This is a genomic window from Streptomyces sp. NRRL S-920, from assembly GCF_000717945.1.
Taxonomy (GTDB): domain Bacteria; phylum Actinomycetota; class Actinomycetes; order Streptomycetales; family Streptomycetaceae; genus Streptomyces; species Streptomyces alboniger.
On the sequence record NZ_JODF01000052.1, the window covers coordinates 1 to 17,781 of the forward strand.

The window sequence follows — 17,781 nt, forward strand, 5'->3', positions numbered from 1 at the left end:
GGCTCGGAGATGTGTATAAGAGACAGCCCCCCAGCCACAAACAACCCGAAGCCACGCCTCCGGCCGGGAGGAACGGCCCCGGATACACACGCCCCGCACCCCCCACCCGCGGGAACAGCCCCAACCACCCCCACCTCGCACTCACGCCCACAGACCGCAGGGGAACCCCCGACCAAGGAAGCTCACCCCCGGCATCCCTCGACCACAGACACAACCCGAGACACAGACGCCCGGCACCCACGCCGCCACACCGCAGACCCAACCCCAGCCACCCACAACCCGCAGACGCACCCCGGGACCTCCGGCGTGACCCCAGACACCCACAACCCGCAGACGCACCCCCCAACCGAGGAGATTGCCCCTGCCACACCCAACCCGCAGACGCACCCCGGGGCCTCCGGTGCGGCCCCAGCCACCCACAACCCGCAGCCACACCCCCCAACCGAGGGGACAGCCCCAGCCACAGACAACCCGCAGACGCACCCCGGGGCCGCCGGTGCGACCCCAGCCACACACAACCCCCAGCCGGGCCCCGGGGCCTCCGGTGCGGCCCCAGACACCCACAACCCGCAGCCGCGCCCCCGGGCCGAGGGGACGTGGGGGTATCTGCGAGCGGAGCACAGTGGAACCAACTGGCCGAGCCCAACAACCGACGGGCGCCGGCGCCAAGATGGCGAGCACGCAGATACCCCCGCGGCCCCGCCCCCACGACGCACGGAAGCGCCCCCCACCAACCCGTCACCACGCCCACGACGCCCACGCCCACAAGCACGCCCACGCCCAAGCCGCCCCCGGCGAGCCCCGCACACCGAAGCCACCCCCCTGACAGCCCACCACCTCACCCTCACCTACAACGGCTTCACCGCCCTCGACGACGTCACCCTCACCGTGCCCCCCGGCCACATCACCGCGGTCATCGGCCCCAACGGCGCCGGCAAAAGCACCCTCTTCCACTGCCTCGCCGGCACCCTCCGCCCCGACTCGGGACGGATCACCCTGGGCGCCCGCGACATCACGGCGCTCCCCGCCCACGCCCGCACCCGCACCGGCGTGGCCCGCACCTTCCAGCAACTGGCGGTCTTCCCGTCGCTGACGATCGCGGAGAACGTCCAGGTCGGCGCGGACCGGGCACCGGCCCCCACCCCCCGTGCGGCCGACCAGGCCCTCCGCCTCCTGGACCTGACGGCACTGCGCGCCCACCCCGCCGGGGGCCTCCCCACCGGCGCCCTGCGCCGCACGGAACTGGCGAGGGCCCTCGCGAGCGCCCCCCACACCCTCCTCCTGGACGAACCCGCCGCCGGCCTGGACACGGCCGAAGTGACCGCCCTGGCCACCCTGCTGTACGCCCTCGCGGCCGACGGCATGGCGCTCCTCGTGGTCGAACACGACCTCGACCTGGTCGCGGGCCTCGCCGACACCGTGCACTCCATGAAGGCCGGCCGCATCATCGCCTCGGGCCCGGCCGACCAGATACTGCACAAGGGCACCGGAAGACGACACATGGGCATCGGAAGATGAAAGGCATCGAACTGCGCGACGCCCGCGCCCGCTACGGCCCTCTCGAAGCCCTGCACGGCATCACCCTCGCCGCCCCCGCCGCCACCCTCACCGTCCTCCTCGGCCGCAACGGCTCCGGCCGCACCACGGTCCTGCGCGCCCTCGCAGGGACGATCCCCCTCTCCGAAGGAGCCGTGCTCCGCGACGGGCGGGACATCACCCGGCACGCGGCCCACGAACGAGCGGCCCAAGGCCTGTGCTTCGTACCGGACCGCCAGGCGGTGTTCTCCTCCCTCACCGTCGCCGAGAACCTGGAACTCTGCGACGTCAAGGGCGACTTCGGCCACGCCCTGGCCGTCTACCCCGAGCTGCGCCCGCTGCTGCCCCGCCGCGCGGGCACCCTGTCGGGCGGCGAACAACGCATGCTCGCCCTCTCCCGGGCCCTGCTCTCCCAGGCCCTGCTCACCCGCGCCCCGCTCACCCCGGCCCCGCACTCCCCCACCCCGCACTCCCCCACGGCGGTGATCCTCGTGGACGAGCCGACACAGGGCATGTCCCCCACCGTCGCGGCCCGCACCTACACGCACCTGACCGACCTGGCCACGGACCAGGGCGCCTGCGTCGTCGTCGCCGACCAACAACTGCCGCCCGCCTTGCGCGAACGCGCGAGCCGGACGGCAGTGGTGGTGCACGAACTGCGGCGGGGCACCGTGGCCTTCAGCGGAGAGGCCGCGGAGTTCAGCCCCGCCCCCACGCCCCCGAGCCGCCGCGTCCCGGAATGAGGAGCCTCACCCCGACGGCGAGCCGGTCGGGGCTGCTCCCGACGACAGCGCGGTTGGCCTGATAGAGGGCCTGCCAGCCCCCGGCGACCTGGTACCGCCGAGCGATCGAACTCAGCGTCTCCCCGGGCTTGACCACATGCACGCGCCGGTCGAATCGATCAGGGCGTTCGAACCGTTCGATCCGCACCTTCTTGGAGCAGGCGGGCCAGGCCTTCCAGCCCTGGGTCTTCAGCACCTTCTCGGCGACCTTGATCTGCTCCGCCTTGGTGGCGAGGTCGGCGCGCGGCGCGTACGCGAGCCCGCCGTGCTCCTCCCAGGTCGGCTGCCAGAACTGGAGGCCTCCGTAGAAGCCGTTGCCGGTGTTCGTGTCCCAGCGCCCGTTGCTCTCGCACTGGGCGAGGCAGTGCCAGGGCCCCTTGTCGAGAGGACAGTCGTACTCCTCGGAGGGGGCGCCGAGCCGCGGCGGCGCGGACGCGGACGCGGCGGCCGGTGGCAGCGCCACCGCGGCCAGAACCGCGCCCACGACCACCGCCAAGGCCCTCGTCGATCGCCTGGGCGGACGGGTGAGCGGATACCTCGACTGCGTGGGATGCCTCGGATGCGTGAGCGGATGCCTCGACTGCGTCAGCTGCATCGGGTCACGCTAGGCAGCCGCGCCCCGGGCCCGGCGCGTGCCGCGCCCGCCGCGGCCGCGACCCCACCCGGACGGAGGCTCAGACGTTCAGCCGCTGCCCCGGCACGATCACGTGCGGATCGCCGCCGATGACCGCCCGGTTGGCCGCGTACACCCGCTGCCAGCTGCTGCCGTGCCGGGCCGCGATGCCGCTGAGGGTGTCACCCGACTGGACGGTGTAGTTCCCAAAAGCGCCCCGGGAGGTCCCCCGGTCGGCACGCTCCGTCCCACCGCCCGGCCGTCGCTGGCCGGCCTCGGGCGCGGGCTTCGCCGCCTTCGGCGCGGACTTGGGCGCGGGCTTCGCTGGTTTGGGCGTCGGCGCCGCGGCGGACGGCGTGCTGCCGTACGCCCCCGCCCGGGCCGCGCAGGTGGGCCACGCGCCCCATCCCTGGGCGCGCTGGACCTTGGTGGCGACAGCGATCTGCTGCGCCTTCGACGCCTTGTCGGCGGTGGCCGCGTAGGCCCCTCCGCCGTACGCGCGCCAGGTACTCGCGGAGAACTGCAACCCGCCGTAGTAGCCGTTGCCCGTGTTGATCCGCCAGTTGCCGCCGCTCTCGCACCGTGCGATGCGGTCCCACACCCCGCCGTCGGCCGCGCCGGCCTGGCCGGTCGCGGCGAGCAGCCCCAGGGGCGCGCAGAGCGCGGCCCCCGCGATCACTGCCGTCGTGCGAATGCGCTGGGGACGTGCGGTCATGAATTTCCCTCTCGAAGGACCCGGGCTCCCCCTGGCCGTACGGCCCCCTCACGCATCCGGCGCCCGGGGCCCGTCCGGCCCGCCCGCCGGGGTCGGTGCCGTGCTTGATCGAAGCCGTACTTGGTCGGAGCTGGCTGTGCGACCGGCGGACGTGCCCGAGCGGTGCTCGCTGCACACGGCGGTGGAATCTAGGAGCCCGCTCGCCCCGGTATCAACCGACTCCTTGTCATTCCAGGCCAGTTGCGCGTTACCGAGGGTAGCGGCTAAATCCGGCCACCCACTTCATTCGCTGATATCAGCATTTGTCGACCGCCCGGACCGGTGATCTGTGACTCACCTCACCGGCCCAACTTCCCTTCACAGCCCACCTGTTGGCGCTCAGTGACGGATTCCGGGGCCCGACTCACCCTCCGCGTCGGATGGTTCGATTCCGTTCGTCTTCATCCGTGACTTGCGCCACTGATCCACCGTTGTCTTCTTATGAGCCGGGCACCGACCGGCTCGCCACACCCTCCCCAAGCACCCCACGTGACGATCCCGAGGAGCCACCCGTGCCGCGCATGCTCGACGTCAGCGACGACGTACGCGCCGAGATCGGCGACGAAGAAGCCGACCGGCTGCTCGCCGGAGAGAACACCCCGGGCAGCTACGACTGCACGTCCTGCCGGACCCCGGGCGACTCCGAGCAGGAGCGCACCAGCACGGTCCTGTTCGTCGGCGACGAGACCGCCGTGCTCGCCTTCGCGCACGCCACCTGCCTGCCCTCCCAGATCGTGACGGTCTCCGAGGAGCAGTTGCAGGGTGCCGTGCGGTCCATCACCGGCGAGGAGGCCGAGGGCGACGCCGCGCCCAGTCAGGCCGTCCTCGGCGTGACCAGCGGCCTGGTCCTGATCGAGGGCGAGCTGCGCCCCGCACTCGTCGTCGAGCCCACCGGACCCATCGCCCGCCCGGGCGCGGCTCCCGGCGGCGGCGACGAGTTCCTGCCGCTCCTGATCGAGCAGGGCTTCCTGCCGACGACCTCCCTCGACGGCGTGCCGCCCGTGCTGCACGGCTGGTCGGTGCTGCTCGCCATGGGCCAGCTGCACGCCGTCCTCCAGCCCGGCACGGGCGGCGGCTCCCCCGTCGCCTGGTGGCAGGCCCACCAGCCGCTCCAGGTCACCGACGCCTGGCGGGCCGCGGCGAACAAGACGCAGAGCGTGCTGCTCTTCGCCGCGCCCGCGGGCTCCATCGGCCGCCAGCCGCGCGAGGACCTGCTGCGGGACGCCCTGGACAGGACGGCGGCCCGCGGAAACCTGGTCGCGTGCACGATGCCGCTGGCCGGTACCTGACCGACCGGGTGCCCCGGGGCCGCGTCCCGACCGCGAACGCGCCGGTCACGCTCCTGCCGGAGCCGGAAAGCCGCGCGGCCCCCGCATCCGTCGGGCGGCGGTTTCGTTGGCACAGACGTGCACACATACGACCCCTCCCGCCCCCGGCCGACGTACCAGAACCCGATCCCGTCCATGCGCACGGCGCAGGACACCACGGGCGAGCGCTCGGCCACACCGATCTACGACACGCTGTACTCGGAGTACCGCAGGGCCTTCCGGTCCCTGCCGGGCGACCGCACCGGCGAGGAGAATCTCGGGTTCACCGCCTTCGGCACCGGGCCGTACGGCACGCAGCACCGCGGCGACGGACGCTACGACTCGCGTCACGACCCGCGGCAGAACTCCTTCGGCCAGTTCCACGTGGGCCGCTACGGCCAGTACGACCAGCACTACGCGGGAGCGGGCCAGCACCTCACCGGACACCACTACTTCCCCGCGGCCCTGCCACCGGCTCCCCGCCGCGAGCACTGAGCACGGCCCACGCCGAGCAGTGAAAAAAATGCCCGGCCCCCGAGAGCGGGGGCCGGGCATTCACGTACGTACGTACCGTCTGGCGTACGTCTCGCCGGGGACTACTTCTTGCGGCCGCGCTTCTCGCGCACCCGCACCGAGATATGGATCGGCGTCCCCTCGAAGCCGAACTCCTCGCGCAGGCGGCGCTCCAGGAAGCGGCGGTAGCCCGCCTCGATGAAGCCCGACGCGAAGAAGACGAAGCGCGGCGGCTTCGTGCCCGCCTGGGTGCCGAAGAGGATGCGGGGCTGCTTGCCGCCGCGGACCGGGTGCGGGTGGGAGGCGACGATCTCGCCGAGGAACGCGTTCAGACGGCCGGTCGGCACGCGCGTCTCCCAGCCCGCGAGGGCCGTCTCGATCGCCGGGACGAGCTTCTCCATGTGCCGGCCGGTGGCCGCCGAGACGTTGACCCGCGGCGCCCACGCGACCTGGGCCAGCTCGGTCTCGATCTCCCGCTCCAGGTAGTAGCGGCGCTCCTCGTCGAGGGTGTCCCACTTGTTGTACGCCACGACGATCGCGCGGCCCGCCTCGACGGCCATCGTCACGATGCGCTGGTCCTGGATCGAGATGTTTTCGGAGGCGTCGATGAGGATCACCGCGACCTCCGCCTTCTCGACGGCGGCGGCGGTGCGCAGCGAGGCGTAGTAGTCGGCGCCCTGCTGGAGGTGGACGCGCTTGCGGATGCCCGCCGTGTCGACGAACTTCCAGGTGACGCCGCCCAGCTCGATCAGCTCGTCGACCGGGTCGCGGGTGGTGCCCGCCAGTTCGTTGACGACCACGCGGTCCTCGTTCGCCACCTTGTTGAGCAGCGAGGACTTGCCGACGTTCGGGCGGCCGATGAGCGCGATGCGGCGGGGGCCGCCGATGGCCGTGCCGAAGGTCTGCTCGGGCGCCTCGGGCAGCGCCTCCAGGACGGCGTCCAGCATGTCGCCGGTACCGCGGCCGTGCAGCGCGGAGACGGGGTGCGGCTCGCCGAGGCCGAGGGCCCACAGGGCGGTGGCGTCGGCCTCGCCGGAAGGGCCGTCGACCTTGTTGGCGCACAGGACGACGGGCTTGCCGGCCTTGCGCAGGAGGCGCACGACGGCCTCGTCGGTGTCGGTGGCGCCGACCGTGGCGTCGACGACGAAGACCACGGCGTCCGCGGCCTCGATGGCGTACTCCGCCTGGGCGGCGACGGACGCGTCGATGCCGAGCACGTCCTGCTCCCAGCCGCCGGTGTCGACGAGCTTGAAGCGGCGGCCGGCCCACTCGGCCTCGTACGTGACGCGGTCGCGGGTCACGCCGGGGCGGTCCTCCACGACGGCCTCGCGGCGGCCGATGATGCGGTTCACCAAGGTCGACTTACCGACGTTCGGGCGGCCGATGACGGCGAGGACGGGCAGCGGGCCGTGGCCCACCTCCTCGATGGCACCCTCGACATCCTCGATGTCGAAGCCCTCTTCGGCGGCGAGCTCCATGAACTGCGCGTACTCGGCGTCGCCGAGCGCCCCGTGGTCGTGCTCGGCGAAGCCGTCGCCCTCGGGCTGGATCTGGTCGCTCATGAAGTCCGTACCTCGTCGTTCATCGTGGTGATCGGTGCGCCGGCCTTTCGACGGCCGGGGCACTACTTGATAAGTCTCGCTCAGCGCCCGGTCAGGCGCCTGGCGTTTTCCAGGTGGGCGGCGAGCCGCCCCTGGATGCGCACGGTCGCCTCGTCCAGCGCCTTGCGCGTACGCCGGCCGGTTCCGTCGCCCGCTTCGAACGGGTCTCCGAAGACGACGTCGACCCGGCTGCGCAGCGGGGGCAGCTGCTTTATCAACCGTCCGCGCTCCTCGGTGCTTCCCAGCACCGCGACCGGGACGATCGGGGCGCCCGAGCGCACCGCGAAGTACGCGAGCCCGGCGCGCAGCGACGCGAAGTCGCCCTCGCCCCGGGTGCCCTCCGGGAAGATCCCGAGGACGCCGCCCTGGTCCAGGACGCCGAGGGCCCGGGTGATGGCCGTCCGGTCGGCGACCGAGCGGTCCACCTTGACCTGGCCGATGGCGCTCAGGAAGGGGCCGAGCGGGCCGATGAACGCTTCCTTCTTGATCAGGAAGTGCGTCGGCCGGGGCGCGACGCCCATGACCATCGGGCCGTCCACGTTGTGCGAGTGGTTGACGGCCAGGATGGCGGGGCCGCTCGCGGGCACCCGCCAGGAGCCGAGGACCCGCGGCTTGAACAGGCCGTACATGAGGCCGACGCCGATGCGCCGGCCCACCTCGGCACCGCGCTCGGAGGCGCCCCGCTCAGCAGCACCTTGGGTCACTTGGCGGCCCGCTTCTCCCCGACGAGGGTGACGACGCACTCGATGACCTGCTGGAGCGTGAGCTGGGTGGTGTCGACCTCGACGGCGTCGTCGGCCTTGGCCAGCGGGGACGTCTTGCGGCTCGAGTCGGCCGCGTCCCGCTTGATCAGGGCTTCCTGGGTCGCCTTGACGTCGGCACCCTTCAGCTCGCCCGAGCGGCGGGCGGCGCGCGCCTCGGGAGAGGCGGTGAGGAAGATCTTCAGGTCGGCGTCGGGCAGCACGGTCGTGCCGATGTCACGGCCCTCGACGACGATGCCCTTCTCGGCCGACCGGGCGATGGCGCGCTGTAGCTCGGTGATGCGGGTGCGCACCTCGGGGACGGCGCTGACCGCGCTGACCTTGGAGGTGACGTCGGTGGTGCGGATCGGGCCCGCCACGTCCGTGCCGTCGACCGTGATGGTCGGGGCGGCCGGGTCGGTGCCGGAGACGATCTCGGGCTTGCCCGCGACGGCGGCGATCGCGCTCGGGTCGGTGAGGTCGATGCCGTTGTGCACCATCCACCAGGTGATCGCCCGGTACTGGGCGCCGGTGTCCAGGTAGCTGAGGCCGAGCTGGGCGGCGACGGCCTTGGAGGTGCTCGACTTGCCCGTGCCGGAGGGCCCGTCGATGGCGACGATCACTGCTGCCGGGGCGGCGGTTGCTGCGGTTTCCACGGGGGGCGGGCACCTTTCGCGGTACGCGGGGCGGGGAGGCGGGGCGCGAACACGCCCCGCACAAGGTTACTGGCTCGCGCACGCTGCCCCGACAGCCCCTTCGGCGGCCCCTCGCCGCGGGCCTTCCGGTCCCTGCCGCCGGATCGACTGCGGTCAAATCGACTGCGGTCAAATCGACTACTGCCGGATCGACCAGCCCCGCTCCCGCAGCGCCGCGCTCAGCGCGGACGCGGCCCTCGGCTCGACCATGAGCTGCACCAGACCCGCCTGCTGGCCGGTCGCGTGCTCGATGCGCACGTCCTCGACGTTGACGCCCGCGCGGTCCGCGTCGGCGAAGATGCGGGCCAGCTGGCCCGGCTGGTCGTCGATGAGGACCGCGACGATCTCGTACGCGGCCGGGGCCGTGCCGTGCTTGCCGGGCACCCGGGTCTGGCCGGCGTTCCCGCGCCGCAGCATGCTCTCGACGCCCGCCGCGCCCTCGGCCCGCTTCTCCTCGTCGGCGGACTGGAGGGCCCGCAGCGCCGTCACGGTCTCGTCGAGGTCACCGGCGACCTGGGCCAGCAGGTCGGCGACCGGGCCGGGGTTGGCGGAGAGGATGTCGATCCACATCCGGGGGTCGGACGCGGCGATCCGCGTGACATCGCGGATGCCCTGGCCGCACAGGCGTACCGCGGTCTCCTCGGCGTTCTCCAGGCGGGCCGCGACCATGCTGGAGACCAGGTGCGGCATGTGGGAGACGAGGGCGACCGCGCGGTCGTGGGCGTCGGCGTCCATGACCACGGGAACGGCGCGGCAGAGCGCGACCAGCTCCAGGGCGAGGTTGAGCACCTCGGTGTCGGTGTCGCGGGTCGGGGTGAGCACCCAGGGCCGCCCCTCGAAGAGGTCGGCGGTGGCGGCGAGCGGGCCGCTGCGCTCGCGTCCGGACATGGGGTGCGTGCCGATGTACGGGGTGAGGTCGAGGCCCAGCGCCTCCAGCTCGCGGCGCGGGCCGCCCTTGACGCTCGCCACGTCGAGGTAGGCGCGGGCGGTGCCGCGCCGCATGACGTCGGCCAGCGTGGCGGCGACGTGCGCTGGCGGTACGGCGACGACGCACAGGTCGACAAGTCCCTCAGGGGACTCGTCGCTGCCGGCGCCGAGCGCGGCGGCGGTGCGGGCCTGCGCCGGGTCGTGGTCGGCGAGGTGGACGGTCACGCCGCGGGAGGCGAGGGCCAGGGCGGCGGAGGTGCCGATCAGGCCGGTGCCGATGACGAGGGCGGTTCTCACTGGGCGATGTCCTTGCGGAGTGCGGCGGCGGTACCGAGGTAGACGTGCGCGATCTCGGAGCGGGGGCGGTCGGTCTCGATGTGCGCGAGGACGCGGACGACACGGGGCATGGCGCCCGCGATGTCCAGTTCCTGCGCGCAGAGCAGCGGTACGTCGGCGAGGCCGATGCCGAGCCCGCGCGCGGCGGCCGCGGGGAAGTCGGAGTGCAGATCGGGGGTGGCCGTGAACCAGATGCTGATCAGGTCCTCGCCGGTCAGTCCGTTCCGCTCCAGGACGGCGGTGAGCAGCGCGCTGACCTGCTCGCCCATGTGCGCGGCGTCGTCCCTCTCCAGCTGGACGGCGCCCCGGACCGCTCGTACCGCCACAGTGCTGCTCCTCGCTCGCGTACGTATGACTGTTGTACGGCAAGGGTAGTCAGCGCCCGTCGCGGGAGCGCGCGGCGCCCGTCTGCCGAGACGGGCCGGGCCAGGCCGGGCCCGGATATTCGAACGCGCGGGGGCCGGCCTGCCCCGTACGCTCCCGGCATGCCCGCCGACGACCTCGTACGCGATCACACGATCTACGCCTGCGTGATGGGCTCGCGCGCCTTCGGTCTGGCCACGGAGGGCAGCGACACCGACCGCAGGGGCGTCTTCGTGGCCCCCACCCCACTGTTCTGGCGCTTCGAGAAGCCGCCGACGCACGTGGACGGGCCGGCCGATGAGCAGTTCTCCTGGGAGCTGGAGCGCTTCTGCGCGCTCGCGCTGCGCGCCAATCCGAACATCCTGGAGTGCCTGCACTCCCCGCACGTCGAGCACGTCACGGAGACCGGCCGGGAACTGCTCGCGCTGCGCGAGGCGTTCCTCTCCCGCCGGGTCCACGAGACCTTCACCGGCTACGCGCTCGGCCAGCGCAAGAAGCTGGAGGCGGACCTGCGCGTCCATGGCGCGCCCCGCTGGAAGCACGCCATGCACCTGCTGCGCCTGCTCATGTCCTGCCGTGACCTGCTGCGCACCGGCAAGCTGACGATCGATGTCGGCGGCCAGCGGGAGCCGCTCCTCGCGGTCAAGCGCGGTGAGGTGCCGTGGCCGGAGGTGGCGGCGTGGATGGACCGTCTCACGGCCGAGGCGCGGGAGGCGGCCCCCGACAGTCCCCTGCCCGCCGAACCGGACCGGGAGCGGATCACGGACTTCCTCTTCCGGGTACGGCGGGCCTCGGCCCTGGCCGCCTGAGCCGGTCGCTTCAGGCGTCCCAGAGCGCCCCGAACCCCAGCAGCTCGTCCCGGTGCTCGATCCGCTCGACCCAGTCGCCCGGCCACGCGTCGGCGCCGAGGTGCGCGCCCGCGAAGGCGCCCGCCAGGCAGGCGATCGAGTCCGAGTCGCCCGAGGTGCAGGCGGCCCGGCGCAGCGCCGTGACGGGCTCGTCGACGAACATCAGAAAGCAGAGGAGGCCGGTCGCGAGGGCCTCCTCGGCGATCCAGCCCGCGCCCGTGGCCAGGCAGGGGTCGGTCTCCGGGTTGGCCTTCCTCAGCTCGGCCTCCAGGCGCTCCAGGGCGGCCAGGCACTCGTCCCAGCCGTGGGAGATGAACCGCTCCGGTGACGAGGCCCGGGAGCGGGACCACAGGTCGCCGAGCCACGCCTGACGGTAGCGGGTGCGGTTCTCCAGCGCGTACGAGCGCAGGAGGCCCACCAGGCCCATCGGTTCCGCGCCCCGGGCCAGCAACCGCACCGCGTGTGCCGTGAGGTCGCTCGCGGCGAGCGCGGTGGGGTGGCCGTGGGTGAGCGCGGACTGCGTCTGGGCGGCGCCCGCCCGCACCTCGTCATCGATGCCGGGCACGAGACCGAGCGGCGCAACCCTCATATTGGCCCCGCACCCCTTGGAGTGCAGCTGGCTGGCGTCCCGCCAGGCGCGTTCCTCGTCGGCGAGCAGTTCGCAGGCCTGGATGCAGGTGTTGCCCGGGGCGCGGTCGTTGTCCGGCGACACGTTCCAGGTGACGAACTCGCGGCGGGCGAGCAGCGCGAAGCGCTCCGGATCGCACAGGCCGCGCGCGGTGGCGGCCTGGAGGGCGCGGCTGAGCGCGAGGGTCATCTGCGTGTCGTCGGTAATGAGGGCGGGGTCCGGCAGCCCCATGCCCCGCCAGGGGCCGGACTTCGCGAGGATCGACGGCACGTCGTCGAACTCGGTGGGGAAGCCGAGCGCGTCGCCGAGGGCGAGCCCGAGCAGGGATCCGGAGGCGGCGCGCTTCATGAGGTCGGTCCTTCCGAGGTGGGGCGCAGCAGGGGCGGGTGCAGGGCACGGGCGGTGCCGGCCCGGAAGAGCGCCGCGGGTTTGCCGCGCCCGCCGGTCAGCCGCGCGGCGCCGGGGATCGCCTCGACGAGTCCCGCGGTGCCGACGACCTTGCGCCGGAAGTTCGCGGGGTCCAGCTCGGCGCCCCACACCGCCTCGTAGACCTGCCGCAGCTCGCCGAGCGTGAACTCGGGCGCGCAGAAGGCGGTGGCGAGCCCCGTGTACTCCAGCTTGGCGCCGATCCGGTCGTGGGCGTCGGCGAGGATCCGGTCGTGGTCGAAGGCGAGCGGCCGGTACGCCGCGGGGCCGTAGGGCAGCCAGGCCGCGCGGGCCGCGTCGCCTCCCCCGCGCGCTTCCGGCGGGTCGGCGACGAGTGCCGCGAACGCGATGGAGACGACCCGCATGCGCGGATCACGGTCCGGTTCGCTGTAGGTGCGCACCTGCTCCAGGTGGAGCCCGCTGACGTCGGCGAGCCCGGTCTCCTCGGCCAGCTCGCGCCGCGCCGCGCTCTCGGCGGACTCGTCGGGCAGCACGAATCCGCCGGGCAGCGCCCAGCGCCCCTCGTACGGCTCCTGGCCGCGCTCGACGAGCAGCACGTGCAGCGCGCCCCCGCGGATGGTGAACACCGCCAGATCGACGGTGACGGCGAACGGCTCGAAGGCGTGCTTGTCGTAGCCCCGCATGCACGACCACCCCCCTCTCTTTAGAGTCTCATTGACTATAAAGAGAGGGGGGTGGCCCTGACAAGCGATTCCGCGGGGGTGCCTACAGTTCGACTTCCTTCATGAGCATGCCGACCTCCGTGTTCGAGAGGCGCCGCAGCCACCCGGACTTCTGGTCGCCCAGGGTGATCGGCCCGAAGGCCACCCGCACCAGCTTGTCGACGGGGAAGCCGGCCTCGGCGAGCATGCGCCGCACGATGTGCTTGCGGCCCTCGTGGAGGGTGACCTCGACGAGGTAGTTCTTGCCGGTCTGCTCGACGACGCGGAAGTGGTCCGCGCGGGCGTACCCGTCCTCCAGCTGGATGCCGTCCTTGAGCTGCTTGCCCAGGTCACGCGGGATCGGGCCCACGATGTGCGCGAGGTAGACCTTCTTCACGCCGTACTTGGGGTGGGTCAGGCGGTGCGCCAGCTCGCCGTGGTTGGTGAGCAGGATGACGCCCTCGGTCTCGGTGTCGAGCCGCCCCACGTGGAAGAGCCGCGTCTCGCGGTTGGTCACGTAGTCGCCGAGGCACTGGCGGCCCTCGGTGTCCTCCATGGTGGAGACGACACCGGCGGGCTTGTTGAGCGCGAAGAACTGGTACGACTGCGTGGCCACCGTCAGGCCGTCGACCTTGATCTCGTCCTTCTCGGGGTCGACCCGCAGCCCCTGCTCCAGGACGATCTCGCCGTTGACCTCGACGCGCGCCTCGTCGACCAGCTCCTCACAGGCACGGCGCGAGCCGTAGCCCGCGCGGGCGAGGATCTTCTGAAGGCGCTCACCCTCCTGCTCGGCGCCCGGGAAGGTCTTGGGGAGGTTCACCTTGGGCTTGCCGGCGTACCGCTCGCGGTTGCGCTCCTCCTGGCGGGTGTCGAACTCGCGGGAGGTCGCGGGGGCGGGACGACGGCTGCCGCGGGCGCCTGCGCCCTGGGAGGTCCGGGGACCGCCCTTGGCGCCGCCGCGCGCGGCCGCGCCGCGGCCCTTCCTCGCCGCGGACCCGAAGACCGCGTCGGAGCCGCCCACGTCATAGCGACGCTCCTCGGGGCGCGGCTTGCTCGGCCTGCTGGGCTTGTCGTCGCGCCTGTCGTCGCGCCTGTCGCCCGGCCTGCCGCCGCCCTGCCGGTCGCCCGGCTTACCGCCCTGCCGGTCGCCCGGCTTACCGCCCTGCCGGTCGTCGCGGCCGTTACCGGCACCCCGGTAGTTGCCGCGGCCACCGCTGCTGCCACGGCCGCCGCTGTTGCCACCACGGCTCCCGCCGTTGTTTCCGCTGCTGTTCTTGCCGTTGCTGCTTCGCATCAAAAGTTCCGTTTAGTCGGCTGTGCTCTGGGTGTACTCGTACCCCGGCGCATCGGGTGCGTCCGGGTCGAACGACAACGCGCCCTCCTGGCTCTCGGCCTCGATCGCGTCCGCCTCGGGGAGGAAGGGCGCGAGTTCCGGCAGCTCGTCCAGGCCGCGCAGGCCCATCCGCTCCAGAAAGTAGTTCGTCGTCCTGTACAGGATCGCACCTGTTTCGGGTTCCGCGCCCGCCTCCTCCACCAGACCCCTCTGGAGGAGGGTGCGCATCACGCCGTCGCAGTTCACCCCGCGCACCGCGGAGACCCTCGAACGGCTGACCGGCTGGCGGTACGCGACGACCGCGAGGGTCTCCAGAGCCGCCTGGGTGAGCCGCGCCTGCTGCCCGTCGAGCACGAAGCCCTCCACGGCGGCGGCGTACTCGGGGCGCGTGTAGAACCGCCAGCCGCCCGCGACGAGCCGCAGCTCGAAGCCCCGCCGCTGGACGGTGTACTCGTCGGCGAGCGCGCGCAGCGCGTCGGCGACCTCGCGCCGGGGCCGCTGGAGGATCTTCGCCAGGTGCTCCTCGGTGGCCGGCTCGTCGACGACCATCAGGACGGCCTCCAGCGCGGGCCGCAACTCCAGGTCCGCGACGGCGCCCGCACCGGCTGCGGCCGGGGCCGGGGCTCCCGTGGGGTGCTCGCTCACGCCTTCTCCTCCATCGGCTCGGGGGCCCGGTCGAACTCGTCGGTCACGGTCGGCTCCCCGCCGCCGTCCCCGCCGGTCCACCGCACCATCAGCTCCCCCAGGGGATCCTCCTGGTCCAGGGCGACGGCCTTCTCGCGGTACAGCTCCAGCAGGGCGAGGAAGCGCGCGACCACGGTCAGGGTGTCCCCCGCGTCCTCCACCAGCACCTGGAAGCTGACCTCCCCCCGCTCCCGCAGCCGGGCGACGACAAGACCGGCCTGCTCCCGCACGGACACCAGCGGGGCGTGGATGTGATCGACGTACACCTGCGGCTTCGCGCGCGGCCGCATCGCCTTCACGGCGAGCTTGGCGAACCCCTCGGCGCCGATGCTGATGACGACTTCCGGCAGCAGTTCGGCGTGGTGCGGCTCAAGGCCCACGGTCCGCGGATAGCGCCGCGCCTCCTCGTCGAGCCGCCCGCTGAAGATGTCCGCGATCCGTTTGTACGCGCGGTACTGGAGCAGCCGCGCGAACAACAGGTCCCGCGCTTCGAGCAGCGCCAGGTCCGCCTCGTCCTCGACCTCGGCGGCGGGCAGCAGCCGCGCCGCCTTCAGGTCCAGCAGCGTGGCGGCGACCACCAGGAACTCGGTCGTCTGATCGAGGTCCCAGTCGGGCCCCATGGCCCGGATGTGCGCCATGAATTCGTCGGTCACCTGGGACAGCGCGACCTCGGTGACGTCCAGCTTGTGCTTGGCGATCAGCTGGAGCAGCAGATCGAAGGGCCCTTCGAAGTTCGCGAGCCGAACCTTGAACCGCCCGTCGTCGGGCTCGGCCGACGGTTCCCCCGCCTCGCCGTCGGCGCTGTGGGCAGACACCCCGCTGGAGGTCCCTCCGGGGACCCCTTCGGGGATCCCCCCAGGGCCTCGCCCAAGGGCGCGCCTACGGGCGGGCGGTGCGGGGTCGTCGTTCGTGGCCATCAGGCGGGAAGGCTACCCCTCAGCGCCCGCGCAACCGTCGTACGAGAATGCTCGCGTCCCCGCGCGACTCCAGATCGGCGAGGACGACGGCGACCGCCTCCCGCACGATCCGCCCGCGGTCGACCGCGAGCCCGTGCTCACCGCGCAGCACGAGCCGCGCGTGTTCGAGGTCCATCAGCTCCTCGGCGGAGACGTACACGGTGATCTTCTCGTCGTGCCGCTCGCGTCCGCTGGGCCGCCGGTTGGCCGCCCGCGCCCGCCGCCGCGCCTGCGCGGTGGAGGAGCCGGACTTGCCGCCGCCCTGCGCGGCGGAACCGGCAGAACCTTCCTGCGCCGGGGCCGCACGGCCTGCCGCGCCCTTCTCGCCCTCCGCGGCGGCCGCCCGGCTGCGGGACTCGGCGCCCGACTCCGCGTCCGTGGCCGCGTGTTCGGCGGGCTCACCGCCCTCGCCGTGCGCCGCGTCCTCGGCCGATGCCGCCGCCTCGTCGCTCTCGCCCGCCGGGGCGGGCACCCTCGCCTCGCCGTTGGCCGGGCGCCGCGGGGAGGACGACTGGAGGGCCATCCCCCCGGTCGTACGGAACAGTTCGTCGGCCCCGGGCAGACTCACTCGGCGTGACACCGGGCGAGCACCTCCCTGGCGAGCTGACGATAGGCGGCCGCGCCGACCGAGTTCGAGGCGTACGTGGTGATCGGCTCACCGGCGACCGTGGTCTCCGGGAAGCGGACCGTGCGCCCGATGACCGTGTGGTACACGTGGTCGTCGAAGGCCTCGACCACGCGCGCGAGCACCTCACGGCTGTGGACCGTGCGGGAGTCGTACATGGTCGCGAGGATGCCGTCCAGCTCCAGCTCGGGGTTGAGCCGCTCCTGGACCTTCTCGATGGTCTCCGTCAGCAGGGCCACACCGCGCAGCGCGAAGAACTCGCACTCCAGCGGCACGATCACCTTGTGAGCCGCCGTCAGGGCGTTCACGGTGAGCAGGCCGAGCGAGGGCTGACAGTCGATCACGATGTAGTCGTAGTCCTGCATCAGCGGCTTGAGCGCCCGCTGGAGCGTGGACTCGCGCGCGACCTCGCTCACCAGCTGCACCTCGGCGGCCGACAAGTCGATGTTGCTGGGCAGCAGGTCCATGTTCGGGACCGCCGTCTTCAGGAGCACCTCGTCCGCGGACATGCCGCGCTCCATGAGGAGGTTGTAGACCGTCAGGTCCAGCTCCATCGGGTTCACCCCGAGGCCCACCGAGAGGGCGCCCTGCGGGTCGAAGTCGACGAGCAGGACCCGTCGCCCGTACTCCGCGAGGGCGGCGCCCAGGTTGATGGTCGACGTCGTCTTGCCGACGCCGCCCTTCTGGTTGCACATCGCGATGATCTTGGCCGGACCGTGATCGGTCAGCGGACCCGGGATCGGGAAGTACGGCAGCGGGCGGCCGGTGGGGCCGATGCGCTCGCGGCGCTGACGGGCGGCGTCCGGGGCGAGCGTGGCCGCGTACTCCGGATCGGGTTCGTACTCGGCGTCTGGGTCGTAGAAGTGCCCTTGGGGCAGTTCCTCGTAGTCGGCGAGGGGGGTGTGGGTGTTATCGCCACTCCGGTCGCCGGCCATGGCGTTCACGTGATGGCCATCCATGCTCTGGGGTGCTGACTGTGTCGGCTGGGGGCTCTGCCGGGCTTCGAAGGTGCGGACAGCGACGGAGCCGACAGCCTCGAGCCCGACGGGTCCTTGGTCCCGCACAGACATTCCTGGTTGACCACCCCCGGGAGCAAATGTCGACTCATTCACAAGTCGTCTTACCTCCTTGGTGACCAGGAAATTTCTCGATAGGTCAGCGTGGCACCATGCCGACGGTTGGCGACTCTATGGCGTGTCACCGCTCCGCAGCAACACAATCCGCCGGACCGGACCCGATGTGTCGGCAAAGGAACACCTCGATGTCAAGGGCATACGGCTTGCCAACGGCACGTTTCCGGGGTGGGCGAAACGGCTAAAGGGTTACGTTCAAGGCGAGTTGAGCGTGTCCACACGGATACGCATACGGCCGGACCCCTCTCAAGGTCCGGCCGCGGGCGTGAGATTGACGACTTTCGTTGACGAAAGTGTCCGAGACCGACCGGAGTCGGTC

Annotated in this window: 19 protein-coding genes; 5 read left to right on the forward strand and 14 right to left on the reverse strand. The window is 72.5% G+C overall.

Features of this window, described 5'->3' with window-relative positions; translation table 11 throughout:
• Positions 1 to 888: 888 nt before the first annotated feature.
• The gene (locus IG54_RS43150; RefSeq protein WP_063756276.1) at positions 889 to 1,518 is read left to right on the forward strand and encodes an ATP-binding cassette domain-containing protein; all 630 of its coding nucleotides are present in this window, start codon (positions 889 to 891) and stop codon (positions 1,516 to 1,518) included.
• Positions 1,515 to 2,279 carry an ATP-binding cassette domain-containing protein gene (locus tag IG54_RS0128650; RefSeq protein ID WP_030790767.1) on the forward strand — a complete coding sequence of 255 codons (765 nt, stop codon included), beginning with the start codon at positions 1,515 to 1,517 and terminating at the stop codon, positions 2,277 to 2,279. The genes IG54_RS43150 and IG54_RS0128650 overlap by 4 nt, the downstream gene beginning before the upstream one ends.
• Here the strand turns inward: IG54_RS0128650 and IG54_RS0128655 are convergent.
• Positions 2,236 to 2,808, reverse strand: a complete 573-nt coding sequence (locus IG54_RS0128655; protein WP_420712293.1) for a transglycosylase family protein — start codon at positions 2,806 to 2,808, stop codon at positions 2,236 to 2,238. The genes IG54_RS0128650 and IG54_RS0128655 overlap by 44 nt on opposite strands.
• A gap of 184 nt (positions 2,809 to 2,992) precedes the next feature.
• Positions 2,993 to 3,646: a transglycosylase family protein gene (locus IG54_RS0128660; protein WP_030790773.1), complete on the reverse strand. Its 654-nt coding sequence runs from the start codon at positions 3,644 to 3,646 to the stop codon at positions 2,993 to 2,995.
• Positions 3,647 to 4,197: 551 nt separating this feature from the next.
• On the opposite strand from IG54_RS0128660, the gene IG54_RS0128665 reads away from it, so the two are divergent.
• Together IG54_RS0128665 and IG54_RS0128670 are read left to right on the forward strand one after the other, a co-directional pair.
• Positions 4,198 to 4,974 carry a hypothetical protein gene (locus tag IG54_RS0128665; RefSeq protein WP_030790776.1) on the forward strand — a complete coding sequence of 259 codons (777 nt, stop codon included), beginning with the start codon at positions 4,198 to 4,200 and terminating at the stop codon, positions 4,972 to 4,974.
• A 174-nt stretch (positions 4,975 to 5,148) separates the two neighbouring features.
• The gene (locus tag IG54_RS0128670) at positions 5,149 to 5,487 is read left to right on the forward strand and encodes a hypothetical protein (protein WP_037897915.1); all 339 of its coding nucleotides are present in this window, start codon (positions 5,149 to 5,151) and stop codon (positions 5,485 to 5,487) included.
• A 101-nt stretch (positions 5,488 to 5,588) separates the two neighbouring features.
• Here IG54_RS0128670 and der read toward each other — a convergent pair whose 3' ends face one another.
• The 5 genes from der to aroH form a co-directional block, all read right to left on the reverse strand.
• Positions 5,589 to 7,067, reverse strand: coding sequence for a ribosome biogenesis GTPase Der (der, locus tag IG54_RS0128675; protein ID WP_030790781.1), 1,479 nt, complete (start codon positions 7,065 to 7,067; stop codon positions 5,589 to 5,591).
• Between the two features lie 80 nt (positions 7,068 to 7,147).
• The gene (locus IG54_RS0128680; RefSeq protein ID WP_199809607.1) at positions 7,148 to 7,849 is read right to left on the reverse strand and encodes a lysophospholipid acyltransferase family protein; all 702 of its coding nucleotides are present in this window, start codon (positions 7,847 to 7,849) and stop codon (positions 7,148 to 7,150) included.
• Positions 7,807 to 8,502: a (d)CMP kinase gene (gene cmk, locus IG54_RS0128685; RefSeq protein WP_078594622.1), complete on the reverse strand. Its 696-nt coding sequence runs from the start codon at positions 8,500 to 8,502 to the stop codon at positions 7,807 to 7,809. Before cmk ends, IG54_RS0128680 begins: the two co-directional genes overlap by 43 nt.
• Before the next feature lie 177 nt (positions 8,503 to 8,679).
• Entirely contained in the window at positions 8,680 to 9,765 is a 1,086-nt protein-coding gene (locus IG54_RS0128690; RefSeq protein WP_030790788.1) for a prephenate dehydrogenase, read from the reverse strand.
• On the reverse strand, positions 9,762 to 10,130 hold the full coding sequence (gene aroH / locus IG54_RS0128695; RefSeq protein WP_030790789.1) for a chorismate mutase: 369 nt from the start codon (positions 10,128 to 10,130) through the stop codon (positions 9,762 to 9,764). The genes IG54_RS0128690 and aroH overlap by 4 nt, the downstream gene beginning before the upstream one ends.
• A 159-nt stretch (positions 10,131 to 10,289) precedes the next feature.
• Here aroH and IG54_RS0128700 point away from each other — a divergent pair, with 159 nt between their 5' ends.
• Positions 10,290 to 10,976 carry a DNA polymerase beta superfamily protein gene (locus tag IG54_RS0128700; RefSeq protein ID WP_030790792.1) on the forward strand — a complete coding sequence of 229 codons (687 nt, stop codon included), beginning with the start codon at positions 10,290 to 10,292 and terminating at the stop codon, positions 10,974 to 10,976.
• 10 nt (positions 10,977 to 10,986) lie between these two features.
• Here IG54_RS0128700 and IG54_RS0128705 read toward each other — a convergent pair whose 3' ends face one another.
• The 7 genes from IG54_RS0128705 to IG54_RS0128735 all read right to left on the reverse strand — a co-directional run bounded on the left by IG54_RS0128705 (position 10,987) and on the right by IG54_RS0128735 (position 17,399).
• Complete coding sequence (locus IG54_RS0128705; RefSeq protein ID WP_030790795.1) at positions 10,987 to 11,991, reverse strand: ADP-ribosylglycohydrolase family protein; 1,005 nt, start codon at positions 11,989 to 11,991, stop codon at positions 10,987 to 10,989.
• A complete protein-coding gene (locus IG54_RS0128710) occupies positions 11,988 to 12,713 on the reverse strand; it encodes an NUDIX hydrolase (protein WP_030790798.1) in 726 nt (241 codons plus the stop codon). The genes IG54_RS0128705 and IG54_RS0128710 overlap by 4 nt, the downstream gene beginning before the upstream one ends.
• An 82-nt stretch (positions 12,714 to 12,795) precedes the next feature.
• Positions 12,796 to 14,025, reverse strand: coding sequence for a pseudouridine synthase (locus IG54_RS0128715; protein ID WP_030790801.1), 1,230 nt, complete (start codon positions 14,023 to 14,025; stop codon positions 12,796 to 12,798).
• Positions 14,026 to 14,037: 12 nt separating this feature from the next.
• Positions 14,038 to 14,709: an SMC-Scp complex subunit ScpB gene (gene scpB / locus IG54_RS0128720; RefSeq protein ID WP_051820099.1), complete on the reverse strand. Its 672-nt coding sequence runs from the start codon at positions 14,707 to 14,709 to the stop codon at positions 14,038 to 14,040.
• The gene (locus IG54_RS0128725) at positions 14,706 to 15,665 is read right to left on the reverse strand and encodes a segregation and condensation protein A (protein WP_078594624.1); all 960 of its coding nucleotides are present in this window, start codon (positions 15,663 to 15,665) and stop codon (positions 14,706 to 14,708) included. Before IG54_RS0128725 ends, scpB begins: the two co-directional genes overlap by 4 nt.
• Positions 15,666 to 15,684: 19 nt before the next feature.
• Positions 15,685 to 16,284, reverse strand: coding sequence for a hypothetical protein (locus IG54_RS0128730; RefSeq protein WP_078594626.1), 600 nt, complete (start codon positions 16,282 to 16,284; stop codon positions 15,685 to 15,687).
• Positions 16,269 to 17,399, reverse strand: coding sequence for a ParA family protein (locus tag IG54_RS0128735; RefSeq protein WP_078594628.1), 1,131 nt, complete (start codon positions 17,397 to 17,399; stop codon positions 16,269 to 16,271). Before IG54_RS0128735 ends, IG54_RS0128730 begins: the two co-directional genes overlap by 16 nt.
• Positions 17,400 to 17,781 lie beyond the last annotated feature (382 nt).

Excerpts from the sequence above, each read along its gene's own strand:
- IG54_RS0128650 (WP_030790767.1), top strand. The coding sequence starts at position 1,515 with ATGAAAGGCATCGAACTGCGCGACGCCCGCGCCCGCTACGGCCCTCTC.
- IG54_RS0128700 (WP_030790792.1), top strand. The coding sequence starts at position 10,290 with ATGCCCGCCGACGACCTCGTACGCGATCACACGATCTACGCCTGCGTG.
- IG54_RS0128710 (WP_030790798.1), bottom strand. The coding sequence starts at position 12,713 with ATGCGGGGCTACGACAAGCACGCCTTCGAGCCGTTCGCCGTCACCGTC.
- IG54_RS0128715 (WP_030790801.1), bottom strand. The coding sequence starts at position 14,025 with ATGCGAAGCAGCAACGGCAAGAACAGCAGCGGAAACAACGGCGGGAGC.
- IG54_RS0128670 (WP_037897915.1), top strand. The coding sequence starts at position 5,149 with ATGCGCACGGCGCAGGACACCACGGGCGAGCGCTCGGCCACACCGATC.
- der (WP_030790781.1), bottom strand. The coding sequence starts at position 7,067 with ATGAGCGACCAGATCCAGCCCGAGGGCGACGGCTTCGCCGAGCACGAC.
- IG54_RS0128705 (WP_030790795.1), bottom strand. The coding sequence starts at position 11,991 with ATGAAGCGCGCCGCCTCCGGATCCCTGCTCGGGCTCGCCCTCGGCGAC.
- IG54_RS0128735 (WP_078594628.1), bottom strand. The coding sequence starts at position 17,399 with ATGTCTGTGCGGGACCAAGGACCCGTCGGGCTCGAGGCTGTCGGCTCC.
- IG54_RS0128725 (WP_078594624.1), bottom strand. The coding sequence starts at position 15,665 with ATGGCCACGAACGACGACCCCGCACCGCCCGCCCGTAGGCGCGCCCTT.
- IG54_RS0128660 (WP_030790773.1), bottom strand. The coding sequence starts at position 3,646 with ATGACCGCACGTCCCCAGCGCATTCGCACGACGGCAGTGATCGCGGGG.